This window comes from Hoeflea prorocentri, from assembly GCF_027944115.1.
Lineage (GTDB): Bacteria > Pseudomonadota > Alphaproteobacteria > Rhizobiales > Rhizobiaceae > Hoeflea_A > Hoeflea_A prorocentri.
In genome coordinates this window covers 4083115-4100736 of the sequence record NZ_JAPJZI010000001.1, presented here as the reverse complement: position 1 = coordinate 4100736, position 17622 = coordinate 4083115, and the positions used below count along the sequence as shown (strand labels likewise).

Annotated in this window: 15 protein-coding genes; 10 read left to right on the top strand and 5 right to left on the bottom strand. The window is 59.8% G+C overall.

From position 1 onward, the window contains the following. The first annotated feature begins 37 nt into the window (after positions 1-37). Together OQ273_RS19280 and OQ273_RS19275 are read left to right on the top strand one after the other, a co-directional pair. Positions 38-361, top strand: a complete 324-nt coding sequence (locus OQ273_RS19280) for a YbaB/EbfC family nucleoid-associated protein (RefSeq protein WP_267992495.1) — start codon at positions 38-40, stop codon at positions 359-361. A 24-nt stretch (positions 362-385) separates the two neighbouring features. Beyond that, positions 386-2260 carry an acyl-CoA synthetase gene (locus OQ273_RS19275; protein ID WP_267992494.1) on the top strand — a complete coding sequence of 625 codons (1875 nt, stop codon included), beginning with the start codon at positions 386-388 and terminating at the stop codon, positions 2258-2260. Between the two features lie 35 nt (positions 2261-2295). On the opposite strand, the gene OQ273_RS19270 is transcribed toward OQ273_RS19275, so the two are convergent. After that, positions 2296-2859 carry a DUF2087 domain-containing protein gene (locus OQ273_RS19270; protein WP_267992493.1) on the bottom strand — a complete coding sequence of 188 codons (564 nt, stop codon included), beginning with the start codon at positions 2857-2859 and terminating at the stop codon, positions 2296-2298. Positions 2860-3174: 315 nt separating this feature from the next. Next, positions 3175-5343 carry a malate synthase G gene (locus OQ273_RS19265; protein WP_267992492.1) on the bottom strand — a complete coding sequence of 723 codons (2169 nt, stop codon included), beginning with the start codon at positions 5341-5343 and terminating at the stop codon, positions 3175-3177. A 245-nt stretch (positions 5344-5588) separates the two neighbouring features. Between OQ273_RS19265 and OQ273_RS19260 the strand changes: the two genes are divergently transcribed. Next, positions 5589-6212, top strand: coding sequence for a MarC family protein (locus OQ273_RS19260; protein ID WP_267993155.1), 624 nt, complete (start codon positions 5589-5591; stop codon positions 6210-6212). 498 nt (positions 6213-6710) lie between these two features. Next, entirely contained in the window at positions 6711-7283 is a 573-nt protein-coding gene (locus OQ273_RS19255) for a L,D-transpeptidase (protein ID WP_267992490.1), read from the top strand. A 53-nt stretch (positions 7284-7336) separates the two neighbouring features. On the opposite strand, the gene OQ273_RS19250 is transcribed toward OQ273_RS19255, so the two are convergent. Together OQ273_RS19250 and OQ273_RS19245 are read right to left on the bottom strand one after the other, a co-directional pair. Further along, complete coding sequence (locus OQ273_RS19250; protein WP_267992488.1) at positions 7337-9352, bottom strand: hydantoinase/oxoprolinase family protein; 2016 nt, start codon at positions 9350-9352, stop codon at positions 7337-7339. Between the two features lie 9 nt (positions 9353-9361). Then, positions 9362-10168 carry an undecaprenyl-diphosphate phosphatase gene (locus tag OQ273_RS19245; RefSeq protein WP_267992486.1) on the bottom strand — a complete coding sequence of 269 codons (807 nt, stop codon included), beginning with the start codon at positions 10166-10168 and terminating at the stop codon, positions 9362-9364. 136 nt (positions 10169-10304) lie between these two features. On the opposite strand from OQ273_RS19245, the gene OQ273_RS19240 reads away from it, so the two are divergent. The 4 genes from OQ273_RS19240 to OQ273_RS19225 all read left to right on the top strand — a co-directional run bounded on the left by OQ273_RS19240 (position 10305) and on the right by OQ273_RS19225 (position 14036). Then, on the top strand, positions 10305-10997 hold the full coding sequence (locus tag OQ273_RS19240; protein ID WP_267992484.1) for a glutathione S-transferase family protein: 693 nt from the start codon (positions 10305-10307) through the stop codon (positions 10995-10997). A gap of 3 nt (positions 10998-11000) precedes the next feature. Further along, a complete protein-coding gene (gene queG, locus OQ273_RS19235) occupies positions 11001-12149 on the top strand; it encodes a tRNA epoxyqueuosine(34) reductase QueG (RefSeq protein ID WP_267992482.1) in 1149 nt (382 codons plus the stop codon). 17 nt (positions 12150-12166) lie between these two features. Beyond that, a complete protein-coding gene (locus tag OQ273_RS19230; RefSeq protein ID WP_267992480.1) occupies positions 12167-13039 on the top strand; it encodes an SDR family NAD(P)-dependent oxidoreductase in 873 nt (290 codons plus the stop codon). A 94-nt stretch (positions 13040-13133) separates the two neighbouring features. Beyond that, positions 13134-14036 (top strand): alpha/beta hydrolase, encoded by a 903-nt coding sequence (locus tag OQ273_RS19225; protein ID WP_267992478.1) that lies wholly within the window; start codon positions 13134-13136, stop codon positions 14034-14036. A 12-nt stretch (positions 14037-14048) separates the two neighbouring features. Here OQ273_RS19225 and OQ273_RS19220 read toward each other — a convergent pair whose 3' ends face one another. After that, positions 14049-14615 carry a LuxR C-terminal-related transcriptional regulator gene (locus OQ273_RS19220; RefSeq protein ID WP_267992476.1) on the bottom strand — a complete coding sequence of 189 codons (567 nt, stop codon included), beginning with the start codon at positions 14613-14615 and terminating at the stop codon, positions 14049-14051. A gap of 95 nt (positions 14616-14710) precedes the next feature. Between OQ273_RS19220 and OQ273_RS19215 the strand changes: the two genes are divergently transcribed. Both OQ273_RS19215 and OQ273_RS19210 read left to right on the top strand, forming a co-directional pair. Then, entirely contained in the window at positions 14711-16003 is a 1293-nt protein-coding gene (locus tag OQ273_RS19215; RefSeq protein WP_267992474.1) for an acetylornithine deacetylase/succinyl-diaminopimelate desuccinylase family protein, read from the top strand. A gap of 61 nt (positions 16004-16064) precedes the next feature. Continuing rightward, positions 16065-17552 carry an ABC transporter substrate-binding protein gene (locus OQ273_RS19210; protein WP_267992472.1) on the top strand — a complete coding sequence of 496 codons (1488 nt, stop codon included), beginning with the start codon at positions 16065-16067 and terminating at the stop codon, positions 17550-17552. Positions 17553-17622: the final 70 nt, after the last annotated feature.

Below are 17622 nucleotides of genomic sequence, written 5' to 3'. Positions count from 1 at the left end.
GCAGTCCGTTTCGCCGCAAACAACATGGAGATGCAGCATGCGCGACCTGATGGGCATGATGGGCAAGGTCAAGGAAATGCAGGAAAAGATGGCCGGCCTGCAGGAAGAAGTCGAAAAGCTCGAAATCGAGGGAACGTCGGGCGGTGGCCTTGTCACGGTTCGGCTGAACGGCAAGGGCCACATGCTCGGCCTTTCCGTCGATCCTTCGCTTGTTAAAGAAGACGAGGCGGAAATCCTCGAAGACCTGATTGTCGCCGCGCACAACGATGCCAAGGGCAAGGTTGAAGCGGCCGTTCAGGCCAAGACGCAGGAACTGACAGCCGGTCTTCCGATACCGCCCGGCATGAAACTGCCCTTTTGATCAGCATAGTCTTACCGGTCCCGCATGCCGTTTGAACAATCTCACCCGATCCGCAGCATCGCCGACATAAGGCGACTGGAAGCGATCCCGCTTGAGGAGGCAGTCACCGCTGTAAGCACCTATGACATATTCGCCGAATCCGCGCGGGCATTCGGCGACAGACCGGCACTGACTTTCTTGCAAACCGGCAATCCGGACGATGAGCCGATCCGGTGGAGTTATCGCGAGCTCTTTGAAAAGATCACCGCGACAGCCAATCTGTTCCACGGTCTCGGCATTGGGCCGGATGACGCCGTTGCGGCGCTGCTGCCGGCCTGTCTTGAATACCACCTTGTCCTGTGGGGCGGGGAGGCGGCGGGCAGGGTCCAGCCGCTCAACCCGCTGCTTGATCTAGACAAGCTGGCCTCGCTGATTGAAACGGCCGGGTCGAAAATCCTTGTCGCCTATGGCGCCCCGGAAGATGCCGATTATTGGCAAAAGGCCATGGCGCTGAGGAGCCGGATAGACGGTTTGAAGGTGCTGCGCGTCGCGCCCCATGATGAGGAACGCCCACCCGAACATCAGGGCGACGGAGATTTCCAGGCCGGCCTCCGAGATCAGCCGTCAGACCGCCTTGTCAGCGGCAGGACCATCGCGCCACAGGACATCGCCGCCTATTTCCATACCGGCGGCACCACCGGCGCTCCGAAACTTGCCATGCACACCCACGGCAATCAGGTCTTCACGGCCTGGGCGAGCGTCCAGCTCCAGGGCCAGACGCGCGACGATGTCAGCATCAACGCCTATCCGCTGTTCCATGTCGCGGGCGTGCTGCCCGCTTCGCTCACCGCGCTGTCGGCGGGCGTGGAAACGATCATTCCGACGACCACGCTCCTGCGCAATCCGGATGTTCGCGCCAATTATTGGCGCATTGTCGAGAAATACGGCGCGACTTCCTTGTCCGCCGTACCAACGGTCCTCGCGGCTCTTGCCAATGTTCCGACGGATGGTGCCGATATCTCGTCGATCCGCTATTGCCGGACCGGCGCCGCGCCGCTTGCGCCGGAGCTCGCAGCGCGTTTCGAGACACTTTTCGGCCTGCATGTTCATGAAAGCCTCGGCATGACGGAAATGGCGGGCATCACGTCGATCCGCCCTCCGGGCGTGCGCGGACCTGCCGGCTGTGTCGGGTTCCCCATTCCCTATTCAAAGATGCGGGTCGTCGCCATTGATGCCGACGGTGGGCCGACGGATAGGGACGTCGGCCCCGGAGAGGCCGGAATGTTCCTGTTCAAGGCGCCTAACGTTTTTCCGGGGTTTCTCAACGAAGAGGAGACAAGAAAGGCCTTTACGTCCGACGGCTGGCTGGTGACCGGCGATGTCGGCTGGGTGGACAAGGACGGCCGGATTCATCTGACGGGCCGTGCCAAGGATCTGATTATCCGCAGCGGTCACAACATCGATCCCAAGGTAATCGAGGATGCGCTCGAATCCCATCCTGCCGTGCAGCTCAGCGCCGCCGTCGGTGCGCCCGACGCCTATGCGGGCGAACTGCCCGTCGCCTTCGCCGTGCTGATGCCGGGTGCCGGCGCAGTCAATGAGGACGAACTGCTGGATTGGACGCGCGGCAATGTCGATGAGCCTCCGGCACGGCCCAAATCGGTAACGATCCTGCCGGCAATGCCGACAACCAATGTCGGCAAGATCTTCAAACCGGAGCTCCGCCGCCTCGCCGCAGAACGCACGGTGCGCGAACTCCTGGCTGAAGCAGGGGCGGACGGCGCCAAGGCCAATGCGAACCTGTCAGCTGGCGGCAAGCTGTCCGTGGCGGTAACGCTGCCGGCCGCAATGGAGGCTGAAAAGAAAGAGGCGATCGTCGCGCGGCTTACACCCCTGCCGATCCCGTACTCCATTGCTTAGCCGGCACGCCGCCTGCATTGCATGAGCATGATCTGCTAGGCCCTGCCCGGCGCGTTTTCATTCCTTGCACGACGCCGGATGCTCAACACATTGATCAGCGCTTTCGCTTCGACGGGCGGTTGTTGCTCGATTCTGCGATAGTCGGTCCCGTCTTTCTTTCTTGATAACAAACCGCACGAGATCATTGTTCTTCGCACAGTCGCCGGGTCTTTAAAGAGATGCTCTTGCGCCAAATGATCGTTTAGTGCCTGCTCATCCAGGACCTTGTTTGCCGGCAGTGTCGCCCAGAGCGCCCAGAGAGCCAGGGTCTGGACAGAGCGTTTGGCCGGCCATTGAAGCAGGCGTCCGCAATTGTCGAATTGATGGAGGGTGCGCTCCACGCAACGGGCGTCCGCAACGACGCTCTCGGTTTGGTTATCCAGCCTCTTTGCCGCTGCTGATGCGGCGCGCATATGCTGGACATTCTGAAAACCGGCGGCTCGCGCCACCATATTCATCAAGGCCAAATGAGACGGGCTTGTTTCACCAAGTTGTCGAGACAGGACACGTGTGAAAACGGTCATATCGTTCACACACATTGAAATAGGATTTTTTGTCATCGTTCATCCAGAACGGGCGCTTTGTCCGATCGTCGGTCGCTGGCTTAACGAAACGACGCCCTGTTTTCACGATGTCGTTCTTGTCTACGGCAGGTTTAGCACTCCTCGGGGAGCAGCGACGCCTCGGTTACTGCCGACCGTATTGCCTGATTACCAAAGGCTCACGCCTGTGCCAAGTGTCATTCAGCTTATAGTCCTTAACGGGAGCTTTGCTCCGGTCCCGCCATTGAGCTTAAACCGCCTTGACGCCCAAAGAAGCGTTACCGACACGACAACTGTCGGCGACCGGTCGCCGACAGTTGAGCATGGGCATGTCTATTCGGCCAGCGCCGCTTTCAGCTCCCTGCGGCGGCGGTGCAGGATCGGCTCGGTATAGCCGCTTGGCTGGCTGCGGCCTTCCAGAACCAGTTCCAGCGCCGCCTGAAACGCGATGGATCCGTCGAAATCATCGGACATCTTGTGATAGGCCGGATCGCCCTCGTTCTGCTGATCGACGACAGCGGCCATGCGCTTCATGGTCTCGACAATCTGGTTTTCGGCGACAATGCTGTTATGCAGCCAGTTCGCCATGTGCTGGGCCGAAATGCGCAAGGTCGCCCGGTCCTCCATCAGCCCCACATCGTTGATATCGGGAACCTTTGAACAGCCGACGCCCTGTCCGACCCAGCGGACGACATAGCCCAGAATGCCCTGGGCATTGTTGTCGAGCTCATGCTGGATGTCCTCGGGCGTCCAGTTCGGGCGCTCCGCAACCGGAATGGACAGGATATCGTCGAGCCTGGCTCTGGTCCGGGACCTGATTTGCGCCTGGACCTCAGCCACATTGACCTTGTGGTAATGCGTGGCATGCAGGGTCGCTGCCGTCGGGGAGGGAACCCAGGCCGTATTCGCGCCGGCTTTCGGGTGGCCGATCTTCTGTTCCAGCATGGCAGCCATCAGATCGGGCATCGCCCACATGCCCTTGCCGATCTGCGCGCGGCCGGAAAGACCGCACTCAAGGCCGATATCGACATTCCAGTCCTCATAGGCTGTGATCCAGGCCGCTTGTTTCATATCGCCCTTGCGGATCATCGCACCGGCTTCCATGGAGGTGTGGATTTCATCGCCTGTGCGGTCGAGGAAGCCCGTATTGATGAACACCACCCGCTCGCGGGCTGCGCGGATACATTCCTTCAGGTTGACGGTTGTGCGCCGCTCCTCGTCCATGATGCCCATTTTCATTGTGTTTCGTGGCATGCCCAGAATGTCCTCGACCCGGGCGAAGATTTCCGAGGCGAAGGCGACCTCATCGGGGCCGTGCATCTTCGGCTTGACCACATACATCGAGCCTTCGCGCGAGTTCTTGTGTTTGCCTTCCGGGCCGATGTCGTGCAGTGCGATCAGGCCGGTGATCATCGCATCCATCAGGCCTTCGGGAACCTCGTTGCCGTCACGGTCCAAAATTGCCGGATTGGTCATCAGGTGTCCGACATTGCGCACCAGCATGAGGGCCCGGCCGGGCAGCGTCATCGCCTCTGCCTTGCGGCCAAGATACTCGCGGTCCGGGTTGAGACGGCGGGTAAATGACTTGCTGCCCTTGGAAACGTCTTCGGACAGGTCGCCTCTCATCAATCCGAGCCAGTTACGATAGACGATCACCTTGTCTTCGGCATCGACTGCGGCGACCGAGTCCTCGCAGTCGACGATCGTTGTCACGGCCGATTCCAGGATGACGTCGCAGATGCCGGCGGGATCGTCCTTGCCGACCGCATGTTCAGGGTCGAAGACTATTTCCAAATGCAGGCCGTTTTTCTTCAGAAGTACGGAAGCCGGGGAGGCAGGATCGCCCTTATATCCGGCAAATTGAGCGGGGTTCTTCAGGCTCTGACGGCTGCCGTCCGCCATGGTGATGTTCAGTTCACCATTGTCGATGGCAAGCGAATTGATGTCGGACCAGGAACCGTCGATCGGGGCCGAATCGTCAAGGAAGGCGCGCGCCCAGGCGATGACGCGTGCGCCGCGCACGGCATTGTAGCTGCCGCCCTTTTCCGCGCCGCCGTCTTCCGCGATCGCATCGGTCCCATAGAGCGCGTCGTAAAGCGAGCCCCAGCGCGCATTGGCCGCGTTGAGCGCGTAACGCGCATTCATAACGGGCACGACAAGCTGCGGTCCTGCAACCGCCGCGATCTCGGGGTCGACATTGTCCGTGCTGACACTGAAAGCCTCGCCCTCCGGCCGCAGATAGCCGATTTCCTCAAGGAAGGCCTTGTAGGCGGCGAGATCCGCCGGCGCGCCGTTTTCCCGATGCCAGGCATCGATCTGATCCTGCAGCCGTTCCCGTGTGGCAAGCAGCTCGCGGTTCCTTGGCGACAGGTCGTGAATGAGATTGGCAAGGCCGTTGAAGAAATGATCGGCGTCGACGCCGGTGCCCGGAAGGGCTTCCTCGACGATGAAATCATGCAATTCCTTGTCGACCGACAGGCCGTGGGCCGGGACCATGGACATTGTGCGCTCCTGATTTGATCCGCTGAGAGTTGGCGCCTCCATCCCATAGGTGGAGATTTACTGTCAATTTATCAAAAGTGAGAAAGATTTATTCCAAAACAGAAAAAATCATGAATGATCCTGAACCATTCAAAGGACTATCGACCTTCCTGGCAAAACTCTACTATCGCGCACAGGGCGATTCGCGAGTGGGATAGGGTCATGGACAGCTTACTCGGACACTTTGATTCTGGTCTTTTCCTGAAATTCGGTGCAGCGCTGGTGGCGCTGTCAATCCGCTCTACGGAATCCCCATATTCCTGGGTATGACAAAGGGCTATTCGCCCGCCGAGCGCCGGCGCACGGCCCATGTCATTGCCGCGACTGTCCTTGTCGCCGCGACCATCGCGACGGTCATCGGCGAGGAAATCCTGCATTTTTTCGGGATCAGCGTTCCGGCGTTTCAGATTGGCGGCGGGATCATCGTGCTTCTGATCGGCCTTTCCATGCTGCATGACAATACGAGCGCCGGCGACGAAAAGGCGACTCAGGAAGGGCATGAAAAGGACAAAAATATAGCCGTCGTTCCGCTGTCCATACCATTGACCCTTGGGCCGGGCTCCTTTGTCACGATCATCCTCTTTGCCCATTTGCTCGGAGATGGCGGGGAACTGGTGACCATGCTTCCGGTCATCGTGCTGATTTCGCTGCTTGTCTGGCTTGGTCTGCTCTTTGCCGACCCGATATCGCGCCTTCTGGGAAACACCGCGATCAGCGTGATCACCCGCATCATGGCCATCATCCTTGTGGCGGTCGCGGTGGAGATGGCTCTGAACGGTGCAGTCAGTTTCTATCATCACAGTATTGCTGCCGTGCCCTCGGGCAGCTGATTCTGCCCGTTCAATCGCGTTAAGGTTAAGGGCACGCTCACGCGGGTGTTACTGATAGAGCATGGATTTGCCGGCTTTATTGGGTTATTTTTCAAGTAATGAGGGGCTTTATTGTAATAGTAATCGCATGTGTTCTTTGCGTCGGCCATGCCGCGGCGGCAATGAAGACTGCGCCACAGACCGGTGGGCCGGTAACGGTCACGTTCGCGTCCGGCAAATACAACGCCATTGCAGAATCGGCAAAGGCCTGCTGCATGGAAACGCTCATGAAGCGCAGTACCCGATCATCGCCCTGTAAGACCGACTGCGCATATCTTATTGCGGTTTCTCACGCGGCTTTCGCACGTTCACCATCCATTCCTGCAAGCGACAGCCTCCGTCCGCCGTCCCGGACGGGTGATGAACGACTATTGCGTCCGCCGATCCGATGATGATGTCCGCTCGGCGCATTCCATGCGTCATATCGAACGAAACCACCAAGAAACTGGGAGCAAAATCATGATCAGCAGACGCGATCTTTTGCTTGGCTCAGCCCTTATCGCGGCGACGCAATATTCAACCACTGCCTCTGCTCACCACAGCCGGCGATACAAGAACTTCAAGATCGAGCGGCGTTACCTGCCGCAAACCGTTCGCTTTTCCGGCCACAAGCCCGGGACCATCGTTGTCGATCCGCGCAATCATTTCCTCTACCTCGTCTTGTCGCCTTTCCGGGCCCGGCGCTATGGCGTCGGCGTGGGCAAGGCGGGCCTTGCCTTCAAGGGAACGGCGTCGATTCAGCGCAAGGCCGAGTGGCCGAGCTGGCGTCCGACCGACAATATGATCCGCCGTGAACCCAAGAAATACGCCCGTTATGCCAAGGGTGTGCCGGGCGGTCCGAACAACCCGCTGGGCGCGCGGGCGCTCTATCTTTATCGCGGCGGACGCGACACCTACTACCGCATTCACGGCACCAATCAGCCCGATACGATCGGCCGCTCGGTCTCCAATGGCTGTATTCGCATGGTGAATGAACACGTGATCGATCTGTACCAGCGTGTGCCGCTCGGAACGACCGTCGTCGTGGTCTAAAGGACAAGCGGCTTTAATTGCATTCAAGGCGGGCCGTAAACCGGCCCGCTTTTTTATTCGGCCGATCTGTCTGACCCGTCATCGCGGGTAATTCTGGGTCTTCCGTCAGCGGTTGCTGTGACGCGTGCTTCAACGAAGCTGCGCATGCCTTCCACCTCGGGCGCCTTGATCTCTTCAGCAAGGCGAATGACCGGTTCTTCGGCTCCGGCCATGGCAACTTCCTGTTCAGCCGCTTCACGCGCCAGCTCGCGGGCTCTCGACATTGCCTCGCCCTCGCTGCGGTATTGTTCGCTGATACCCGCGCCATTGACCGCGAAGACATCCTCCTGCGGTGCCGTGACGAACACGATCACGCTCGTGCGCACATGCCCGGCGACTGCACCGACGGCATTTGCAACATCGGCATGTGGCGGAACGGCGCTGTCCGAGTTGAGCATCCGGGCGATGGCCGGATAGTAGCTTGCAGCCGATGCACCCAGGCCGATCAGCGGCCGATCGAGGGTCAGTGCGAATTTGACGACCCCGTGCGCCCGGTCCAGCGCCCGGCCGACCGACCGCGACCGCGCCGCATCGATCTGCGTTTCTCCGTCATCCGCGAGGCAGGTGGTTAGGATGACCTCGCAGGATTGCCGGGTCAGTCTGGCGATCGTCTGTTCTGCCAGGTCCTCGGCGTCTTGGGCAATCGCCTTGCCGGCACCGTTCTTGCGCCGCGCCAGGAGCCCGGCGCCGAGCCGCGCAGCCTCGCCATTCCAGTTGTCCTGACGGCCCAGAACATGCATGGCATCGGAAGGCGTGAAACCGGCGATGTGAACGAGGCCGCGTGCCGCAAGGCGGTCGAGCGTTGCCCGTTGCGGGGTCGCGCTGAGCAGTTCGTCGAGCGGAAGCAGCTTGTCCTTGATCCGCTCATAGAGTGCGGCTTCCTGTGGCTGTAACGCGGCCGCCAGCCGGTTCGGCACACCGGTGCGGCAGGCGAACCGGCCGTCCAGTCTTCCCGTTTGGTCGGTGCTCAATTGACGTTTCAGGGCTGCAATCACTGGCTCCGGATCGAGATGTGCAGCGAGGCTGAGAGGCATGAGACGCCTCGGCCCAAGCCTGATCTGGGTTTCAAGTCCCGTGTCGCTGACATGAACTTCCGAATCGCCGCCCAGTCCGAATGTGTGCATCGCGACGGCCTGAACCATCGTCCGGTATCCGCCGACGATAGCCCCGTCGGGGTCAAGCCTCGGCTGCCCGTCTTCAAGGATCGCCACATCGGTCGTCGTGCCGCCGATATCGGAGACCACCGCATCGCTCATGCCCGTCAGGTATCGTGCGCCGACGAGGCTTGCCGCCGGGCCAGACAGGATGGTCTCGATCGGGCGCGCCCGGGCAAGATCCGAGGCAATCAGCGCGCCGTCGCCGCGCACCACCATCAGCGGTGCCGCAATGCCGCTTGCGCTTAAATGCGCCTGTGTTGCATCGATTAGCCGGTCGATCATGGCGACGAGCCGCGCATTCAGCAGTGTCGTCAGGGCACGCCGTGGGCCGCCGAGCCGCGACGAAAGTTCGTGGCTGCAGGTTGCGGGCAATCCGGTTTTAGTGCGCACGCGGTCGCGCACGGCAATTTCGTGTTCGGGATTGCGCACCGCGAAGTAACCGGCAATCGCAAAGGCCGCGACACTTTCACCAAGCTCTTCGAGCTGTTCTTCGAGAGCTGAAAGATCGAGCGTTCTTGCCCGTCCGTGTACGTCGTGCCCGCCGGGCAGGAAGATCACCGGATCGCTGCCCAGCGCATCGGCCAGCCCGTCTTTTTGAAGATCGTTCTCATCGAACCCGATCATGATGAGCGCGGCCCGGTCGCCCTGTCCCTCGACCAGTGCATTGGTGGCGAGCGTCGTGGAAAGGCTGACCAGCTCAATGGATTTTGCCGCAGCCGACCCGTCTTTGAGCACCCGGGATGCGGCCTCGCCGATGCCGATTGTCAGATCGTGCCGCGTTGTCAGCGCTTTCGCCTTGGCGACCACGCCGTCATCCGGACTGAACAGCACCGCATCGGTATAGGTGCCGCCGGTGTCTATCCCGAGAAACATGACAATGCCTTATGGATAAAAATAGAGGCCTATGAGCCCTGCGGTGCCGACAACGATACGCCACCATGCAAACACGGTGAAGCCGTGGCGGGAGACGAAATTCAGCAGCCCGCGTACCACGAACACGCCGGCGACAAAGGCGGATACAAAGCCGACGGCGATGATGGTGAAATCGTCCGCCGACAACCGGCTGTAGTTTTTATAAAGGTCATAGGTAAACGCGCCGGCCATGGTCGGCATCGCCAGGAAGAAGGAAAACTCCGCCGCTGAACGTTTGTCGCTGCCAAGAAGCAGTGCGCCGGCGATGGTCGCGCCTGACCGTGATGTTCCCGGGATCATCGCAAGGCACTGTATCATGCCGATTTTGAGAGCCATGCCGGGCGGAAAATCCATGACATCGGTGTAGCGTGGTTCCCGCTTTAGCCGGTCGATCGCCATCAGCACAAAACCGCCGATTATCAGAACGATGCATATCAGCACTGGCGTTTCAAAAAGCACGGTCTTGATGAACTGGTACGCCAGGACCCCGATCACCACCGCAGGAAGGAAGGCAAGGATGATGGACAGGACGAAGCGGCGCGCCTTGGCGTCGTTCGGCAAGGCTTTTGCCAGCGCCCACAGCCGGGCAAAATAGACTGAAAGGATCGCCAGGATCGCACCGAGCTGGATCAGCACCTCGAAGGTCTTGCCGGTTGATTCGAAGCCCATGAAATGGCCAGCGAGCAGGAGATGCCCGGTTGACGATACCGGCAGAAATTCCGTTAGCCCCTCCAGCAATCCGAGCAGCAGGGCGCCGGTAATCGTCTGTTCCGCCATGTATTGTATCCCGCCTGTGTGCGATTGTGCCGAACGTGCCGCGCTTGTCTTGGCCCGTGCGAAACCCTATAGCTCATTCGTCGGAGTTTTCCATAATAATCCGGCGAATCAGTTTCATAGAAATGACTTGTCAGGAATGCCAACCCTTTATCATCACCCGATGTCCGCTGCGTCCCGGTTTGTCCGGCTGATGCTGAACGAATACGATCTGCAGACCGATCTGGCCGAGGAACGCACGTGGGAGCGCCGCCGCGACTTTTTGGCGCTCAATCCGGCCGCAACGCTTCCGGTTTATGTCGACGATTCGCTTCACGCGGTCTGCGGCGCATCGGTGATCGCCGAATTCATCGACGAGATTTACGGTGTCTTCAAGCGCGACCGGCGCCTGCTGCCGGACGAGTCGTTCGAGCGCGCCGAGGTTAGGCGGCTGATCGAGTGGTTCCTGGTCAAGATGGAGCAGGATGTCACGCGGCATCTCATGCGCGAACGAGTCTTCAAGCTGGTTATGCCCAAGGAAGCCGGCGGCGGTGCGCCCGATTCCAAGGCACTGCGGGCCGCGCGCGCCAATATCCGCCAGCATATGCGCTATCTGGACTGGCTTGCCGCAAACCGCGACTGGCTTGCCGGCGACACGATGAGCTACGCCGATCTTGCAGCGGCGGGCGCCCTGTCGACCCTGGATTATCTCGGCGAGATCACCTGGTCCGAGACACCAAACGCCAAGGACTGGTACCAGCGCATCAAGTCACGCCCAAGCATGCGTCCGCTTCTTGCCGACCGCGTCGCCAAGGTCACGCCGGTCTCGCACTATGCGGACCTGGATTTTTGAGCGATGCCCGCGCCCCGGCCAACGGTCTCCAAGGCAGAGCGGCTTAAGGCCTTTCTGCTGCAGGAGGCCCGGTCCGCGGGGTTCGATGTCGCACGGATCGTTGCACCTGACGCCATATCGCAACATGCGCCTGAAGCGCTTGAGGCCTATTTGAAGGCTGGCCGCCACGGCACCATGGACTGGATGGAGGAAACCAGGGCCCGCCGGGCCGACCCCCGGGTTTTGTGGCCCGACGTCCGCTCCATCCTGATGCTCGGCATGAATTACGGTCCCGAAGACGATCCGTTGCAGGTTCTGGATAGACCCGATCGCGCCGCCATATCGGTCTACGCCCGGCACCGCGACTATCATGATGTGATCAAGGGAAAGCTGAAAGGCATTGCCGGGCGATTTGCGTCAAGGGCCGGTTCCGACGTCAAGGTGTTTGTCGATACCGCCCCGATAATGGAAAAACCGTTGGCCGAAAGAGCCGGTCTTGGGTGGCAGGGCAAGCACACCAATCTTGTCAGCCGCGAATTCGGTTCCTGGCTCTTTCTGGGTTCGATCTTTACGACGGCGACGCTGCCCGCCGATGCCGGGGAGGACGATCATTGCGGCTCGTGCCGCGCCTGTCTTGATATCTGCCCGACGGACGCCTTTCCCGCGCCCTACCAACTGGACGCGCGCCGGTGCATCTCCTATCTGACCATTGAGCACAAGGAGCCGATCCCGCATGAGTTCCGAATTGCCATGGGCAACCGTATCTACGGCTGTGACGACTGTCTGGCGGTCTGTCCGTGGAACAAGTTCGCAAGCCTTGCGCGGGAAGCAAAATTGAAAGCCAGAGACGATTTGAAGGAACCCGCGCTCGAAGAATTGCTGGGATTGGACGATGCGGCGTTCAGGGCGCTTTTTTCCGGTTCCCCAGTCAAGCGGATCGGTCGGGACCGCTTCATGCGCAACGTGCTGATCGCCACCGGCAACTCCGGCGATCGCTCACTTGTCGAGGCCTGCCGGGCGCATCTGGGTGACGCCAACCCGCTCGTGCGCGGGGCAGCGGTTTGGGCGCTGTCCCGGCTTCTCGACCAGACGGACTTTGTGCGGATGAAGGACAGGGCGGCGGCTGAAGACGACCGGTCTGTTCGCGAAGAGTGGGGCCTTGCGCCACAATAGCAACGGGATCGAAATACATGCGTCTTTTTATCTTCGGGGCCGGGTTTTCCGGCCGGGCGATTGCCCGGGAACTGGCCGGCAAGGCTGATTGGATCGGCGGCACCAGCCGGTCGCGGGAAAACTTTCCGGCGCTCGTCGATGCCGGTCTTCAACCTTTTATCTTTGACGGGTCAAGCCTGTCAGAACCGGTTCGCAAGGAACTGGCGTCCGCTACGCATCTGGTGCAGTCAATCGCTCCCGGAGCGGAAGGCGATGCGCTGCTGCGCCTGACCGGGCCCGATCTGCGGTCGGTGATGCCCGATCTGCAATGGGCCGCCTATCTGTCGACCGTCGGCGTCTATGGCAATCATGATGGCGCCTGGGTGAATGAGGAAACGTCCTGCAAGCCCGTTTCGAAGCGCTCGGTTGAGCGTGTTGAAGCCGAGAGCGCCTGGCTCGAAGCTGCTCAGGCAAGCGGCATTCCGATTGCGGTTCTTCGCCTGTCTGGCATTTACGGGCCCGGCCGCAATGCGTTTGTCACCATAAACAAGGGCAGGGCTCGGCGGCTGGTCAAACCGGGCCAGGTTTTCAACCGGATCCATGTGGCTGACATAGCCGGCGCAACCGCGCATCTTATTAATGCTTGCGCCGCAGGCATTTGGAACGTCACCGACGACCTGCCGGCCCCGCCGCAGGATGTCGTCCTTTATGCATCGGAGCGCATGGGCGTTGAGCCGCCGCCGGAGATGGATTTTGAAACGGCGGATCTGACTCCGATGGCGCGCTCCTTTTACGGCGAATGCAAACGCGTTTCGAATGCAAAACTCAAGGAAAGCGGATACCGGTTCCGTTACCCTGACTATCAGTCAGCGCTTACGGCGCTTTGGCGCGACAAGACCTGGCGCGGCTGATACGGCAGGTATTTCCGCTTTTCCCCCGGCGTCCTTTTGTGTCAACATTCCGGCTTCGCCTACTCCCGGCAATGAACCAGAACAGGATGTTCACATGAAGAAAATTGCATCAAAGGCCTTTAGCAGCGCGGCTGCGCTGATCATGGTTGCGGCCTCGGCGGGCTATGCGCTGGCCAAGGAACAGGTGGTGACCATTCCGGTTGACGGCCAGTCGGTTGTCGGCACGCTTGAGACGCCTGACAATGCGTCCGCTCCGGCCCCGGTTGTTCTGATGCTGCACGGGTTTACCGGGACACGCGACGAACTGGCTGTGAAGGATACCGATGACGGCGTTTTCACACGCACAGCACGCGAATTGTCGAAAAACGGATATGCCAGCCTTCGGATCGATTTTCGCGGTTCGGGCGAAAGCGACGGCAATTGGGAAGACACCACGTTCAGCGGCCAGATCAAGGATGCGGTTGCTGCAATTGACTGGTTGAAGCAAAACACGCAGGTCGATGGCAGCAGGATTTCTGTTCTTGGCTGGAGCCAGGGAGGGCTTGTGGCGAGTCATGCGGTGGCGGAGCGGCCCGAGGTGAATGCCACCATATTATGGGCTCCGGTCACCAATCCGATGTTTACCTTCTCCAACCTGCTTGGCGCGGAAACGGTGATGAAAGCCATCGCCGGTGATCCACAGACCCCTCACACCATCAAGCTTCCCTGGGGTGTGGAGACGACCCTTAAGGGTGCCTTTTACCAGGAACTGCCCGTCAAGAGCGCTGCCGCGGCGGTTTCCGCCTATCCGGGTCCGTTGATGGTCATTGTCGGAACGCGCGATACGACTGTCGCGCCCCAGCCCGCAGCCGGTCAGATCCTCATGGACTATCATTCCGGTAAGGAAGAGCTGGTCGTATTCGACACGGATCACGTTTGGGACGCGTTTTCCGGACCTGCCACACTCGATAACAAGATGATCCCGACCACGCTGAAATGGCTCAATGAGAACCGCTAGGATGTATCTGGCTTAAACTGGCGCGCCTCCGAGTTGTGCCAGCAGTTCGGTGACGTTGCTTGCGCCGAATTTCTTTAAAAGCCGCGAGCGGTAATATTCAACCGTTCGCGGCGATATATCAATCAGGCGGGCGATCTCCTTGCTTGTCTTGCCGCCCAGCAGATGCGTCACGATCTGCCGTTCCCTCGGTGAGAGCGCGACATAGGGCCGGTGGTCCGATATGTCCGCATAACTCAGGATCGCCCGGCGCAGCGGATCGTCCGGGGTCAGGCTGTGGGCGCGGAACCGGCACCAGAAAAGGCTTCCGTCCTTGCGCGGCATGATGCGCTCATCGGTATATCGGTTACCGCCCATCAGCGTTGTCAGGCCGACATCGCGGATCTGGTGAAACTCCTCGTTTGAAGCATAAAGAACGCGGAAGGACTGGCCGACAAGTTCGTCGCGCTCATAACCGAAAATCTCCGCGAACGTGCGGTTGCATGCCTTGATGATGCGGTTCTCGGTGAGAACCAGCCCGACGGGCGCATGGTCGAATGCCAGGTCGCGCAAAGCGCGATTGTCGAGTCCGTCCTCTTTCACTTCGTAGTCCTACGGTATTGCGCAGTCAGCCGCCGCACGCGGATAATCCCCTTTAGTATTGATAAATCATCAGCTTGCGTAAGGGTAGGGTTTGTATGAGTGAAGCGGGAATGATCTCGGCGCCTTGGCTTGAAGATATTGAGGCGCGTCGCGACGATCTGATTGCGCTTACGCAGGACCTGATCCGCATCCCGACACTTAATCCACCGGGTGAAGCTTATCTGGAAATCTGCGAATATCTCGCGGCCCGTCTTCGGCCGAGACATTTCGAGATTGAGCTGATCCGCGCGCATGGCTCGCCCGGCGACAGCGATAAATATCCGCGCTGGAATATCGTCGCGCGCAGGGAGGGGCGTGCACCGGGAGCCTGCGTCCATTTCAATTCCCATACCGATGTGGTCGAGGTCGGCCGCGGCTGGACGACCGATCCCTTCGGCGGCGAGTTGAAGGACGGTAAGATCTACGGGCGCGGCTCGTGCGATATGAAGGGTGGCCTGGCAGCCTCCATCATTGCAGCTGAAGCTTTTATCGACGCTTTTCCCGATTTTAACGGGGCTATCGAGATATCCGGGACGGCGGACGAGGAAAGCGGCGGCTATGGCGGGGTCGCGTATCTCGCCGAGAAGGGGTATTTCGACCCGTCGCGCGTGCAGCATGTCATCATTCCCGAGCCGCTGAACAAGGATCGCGTGTGCCTTGGCCATCGCGGCGTGTGGTGGGCGGAAATCGAGACAAAGGGGCATATCGCCCATGGCTCCATGCCGTTTCTTGGTGATTGCGCGGTGCGCCATATGGGCGCGGTCCTGCACGAATTCGAGACCAGTCTCTATCCGGCGCTGGCCGGCAAGCGCACCGCAATGCCGGTTGTTCCGGAGGGTGCGCGCCAGTCGACAATGAACATCAACTCGATGCATGGTGGCCAGACGGAGCCGGAGGAGGATTTCACTGGCTTTCCGTCGGCCTGTGTGCCCGATTCCTGCCGCATGGTCATTGATCGGCGTTACATCATCGAGGAAGACCCGGAGGAGGTGCGCCAGGAAGTCGTCGACATTCTCGAAAAGGTCAGCGCGCAGCGACCGGATTTTTCGTATGATATCAAGGAGCTGTGGCATGTCAGCCCGACCATGACGGACAATGACGCGCCGGTCGTGCGCTCGGTCTCCAGATCGATCGAACAGGTTTTGCAAAAGAGCCCGGAATATGTGGTTTCGCCGGGAACCTACGACCAGAAGCACATCGATCGTATCGGCCGGCTCAAGGATTGCATCGCCTATGGTCCGGGTATTCTGGATCTGGCGCATCAGCCCGATGAGTATGTCGGCGTCGATGACATGATAGACAGCGCCAAGGTCATGGCGTTGTCGCTAAAGGACCTGCTCGGCGCTTGATATGCCGCAGTGCAAAAATTAAGGTCCGATAAAAATGGGAAGCATAACAGGAGGAACGACGATGAAATCATTTGCAAAGGCGCTGGCAATTGCCGGGGCGCTGGCGGTAAGCACCGCTCTGTCGCCCGCTTTCGCCGCTAAAACGGACATTACGGTCGGCGCGCAGCTTGAGCCGCCAAATCTCGATCCGACATCGGGTGCCGCGGGCGCTATCGATCAGGTTACTTATTCCAATATCTTCGAAGGCCTGACCCGTTTCGGTCCGGATGGCAGCATCAATCCCGGTCTCGCCGAATCCTGGACCGTATCGGATGACGGCAAGGTCTACACATTCAACCTGCGCAAGGGCGTAAAATTCCATGACGGCTCCGACTTCGATGCCGAGGACGTCAAGTTCTCGCTCGAACGCATCGGCGCTGAAGGCTCGACCAACGCTCAAAAGGCGCTCTACGCCGATATCGACTCCGTTGAGGTCGTCGACCCGCACACCGTCAAGGTGATGCTGTCGAAGCCCAACGGCAACATGCTGTTCAATCTGGCCTGGGGTGATGCAGCAATGGTTGCGCCGGAGACGGCGGACAGCAACGCAACCAATCCGGTCGGCACAGGCGCCTTTGTCTTCAAGGACTGGGTCCAGGGCGACCGTATCGAGCTTGAGCGCAATCCCGACTACTGGGGCGAGCCGGCAAAGCTTGAGAAAGTCACATTCAAGTACATCTCCGACCCGAATGCGGCCTTTGCAGCCGTCATGGCGGAAGATGTCGACAGCTTCATGCCGTTTCCCGCACCGGAGAACCTGCCGCAGTTCGACGCCGATCCGCGTTTCCGCGTGATCGCCGGTTCGACGGAAGGCGAAACCATCCTGTCGACAAACAACAAGATGCCGCCGCTCGACAATCTGAAAGTGCGTCAGGCGATTGCCCATGCCATTGACCGTCAGGCGATCATCGACGGCGCAATGTTCGGATACGGCACGCCCATCGGGACGCATTTTGCTCCGCATCATCCGGCCTATGTCGACCTGACCGGGCAATCGAACCATGATCCGGAGAAAGCCAAGGCGCTTCTGGCAGAGGCCGGTTTCCCGGACGGATTTACGACGACACTGAAATTGCCGCCGCCGTCCTATGCCCGCCGTGGTGGTGAGATTGTCGCCTCGCAGCTTCGCAACGTCGGTATTGAAACCGAAATCAGCAATCTGGAATGGGCTCAGTGGCTGGAACAGGTGTTCAAGGGCAAGGACTTCGGTTTGACCATCGTCTCCCACACTGAGCCGCTGGATATCGGCATCTATGCCCGGCCGGACTATTACTTTCAGTATGACAATGCCGATTTCAACAAGATCATCGAGGATCTGAACAACTCGACTGATCCGGAAGAGCGCAACAAGCTGATGAAGGCCGCACAGCAGAAGATTGCCGACGATTATGTCAACGGCTATCTGTTCCAGCTCGCAAATACGGGTGTCGTCAATGCCAAGCTGCGCGGTGTGTGGGAGAATGCACCGACACAGGCAGCCGATATGACGGCGGTCTACTGGGAAGATTGATCGACATGGATGCGGGCGCCGTTTTTGCGGTGCCCGCATCCCGCTAACCCGAACAGGTCAGGCAAGTTCG

Excerpts from the sequence above, each read along its gene's own strand:
- OQ273_RS19280 (WP_267992495.1), top strand. The coding sequence starts at position 38 with ATGCGCGACCTGATGGGCATGATGGGCAAGGTCAAGGAAATGCAGGAA.
- OQ273_RS19275 (WP_267992494.1), top strand. The coding sequence starts at position 386 with ATGCCGTTTGAACAATCTCACCCGATCCGCAGCATCGCCGACATAAGG.
- OQ273_RS19270 (WP_267992493.1), bottom strand. The coding sequence starts at position 2,859 with ATGACAAAAAATCCTATTTCAATGTGTGTGAACGATATGACCGTTTTC.
- OQ273_RS19265 (WP_267992492.1), bottom strand. The coding sequence starts at position 5,343 with ATGTCCATGGTCCCGGCCCACGGCCTGTCGGTCGACAAGGAATTGCAT.
- OQ273_RS19255 (WP_267992490.1), top strand. The coding sequence starts at position 6,711 with ATGATCAGCAGACGCGATCTTTTGCTTGGCTCAGCCCTTATCGCGGCG.
- OQ273_RS19250 (WP_267992488.1), bottom strand. The coding sequence starts at position 9,352 with ATGTTTCTCGGGATAGACACCGGCGGCACCTATACCGATGCGGTGCTG.
- OQ273_RS19245 (WP_267992486.1), bottom strand. The coding sequence starts at position 10,168 with ATGGCGGAACAGACGATTACCGGCGCCCTGCTGCTCGGATTGCTGGAG.
- OQ273_RS19240 (WP_267992484.1), top strand. The coding sequence starts at position 10,305 with ATGCCAACCCTTTATCATCACCCGATGTCCGCTGCGTCCCGGTTTGTC.
- queG (WP_267992482.1), top strand. The coding sequence starts at position 11,001 with ATGCCCGCGCCCCGGCCAACGGTCTCCAAGGCAGAGCGGCTTAAGGCC.
- OQ273_RS19230 (WP_267992480.1), top strand. The coding sequence starts at position 12,167 with ATGCGTCTTTTTATCTTCGGGGCCGGGTTTTCCGGCCGGGCGATTGCC.
- OQ273_RS19225 (WP_267992478.1), top strand. The coding sequence starts at position 13,134 with ATGAAGAAAATTGCATCAAAGGCCTTTAGCAGCGCGGCTGCGCTGATC.
- OQ273_RS19215 (WP_267992474.1), top strand. The coding sequence starts at position 14,711 with ATGAGTGAAGCGGGAATGATCTCGGCGCCTTGGCTTGAAGATATTGAG.
- OQ273_RS19210 (WP_267992472.1), top strand. The coding sequence starts at position 16,065 with ATGAAATCATTTGCAAAGGCGCTGGCAATTGCCGGGGCGCTGGCGGTA.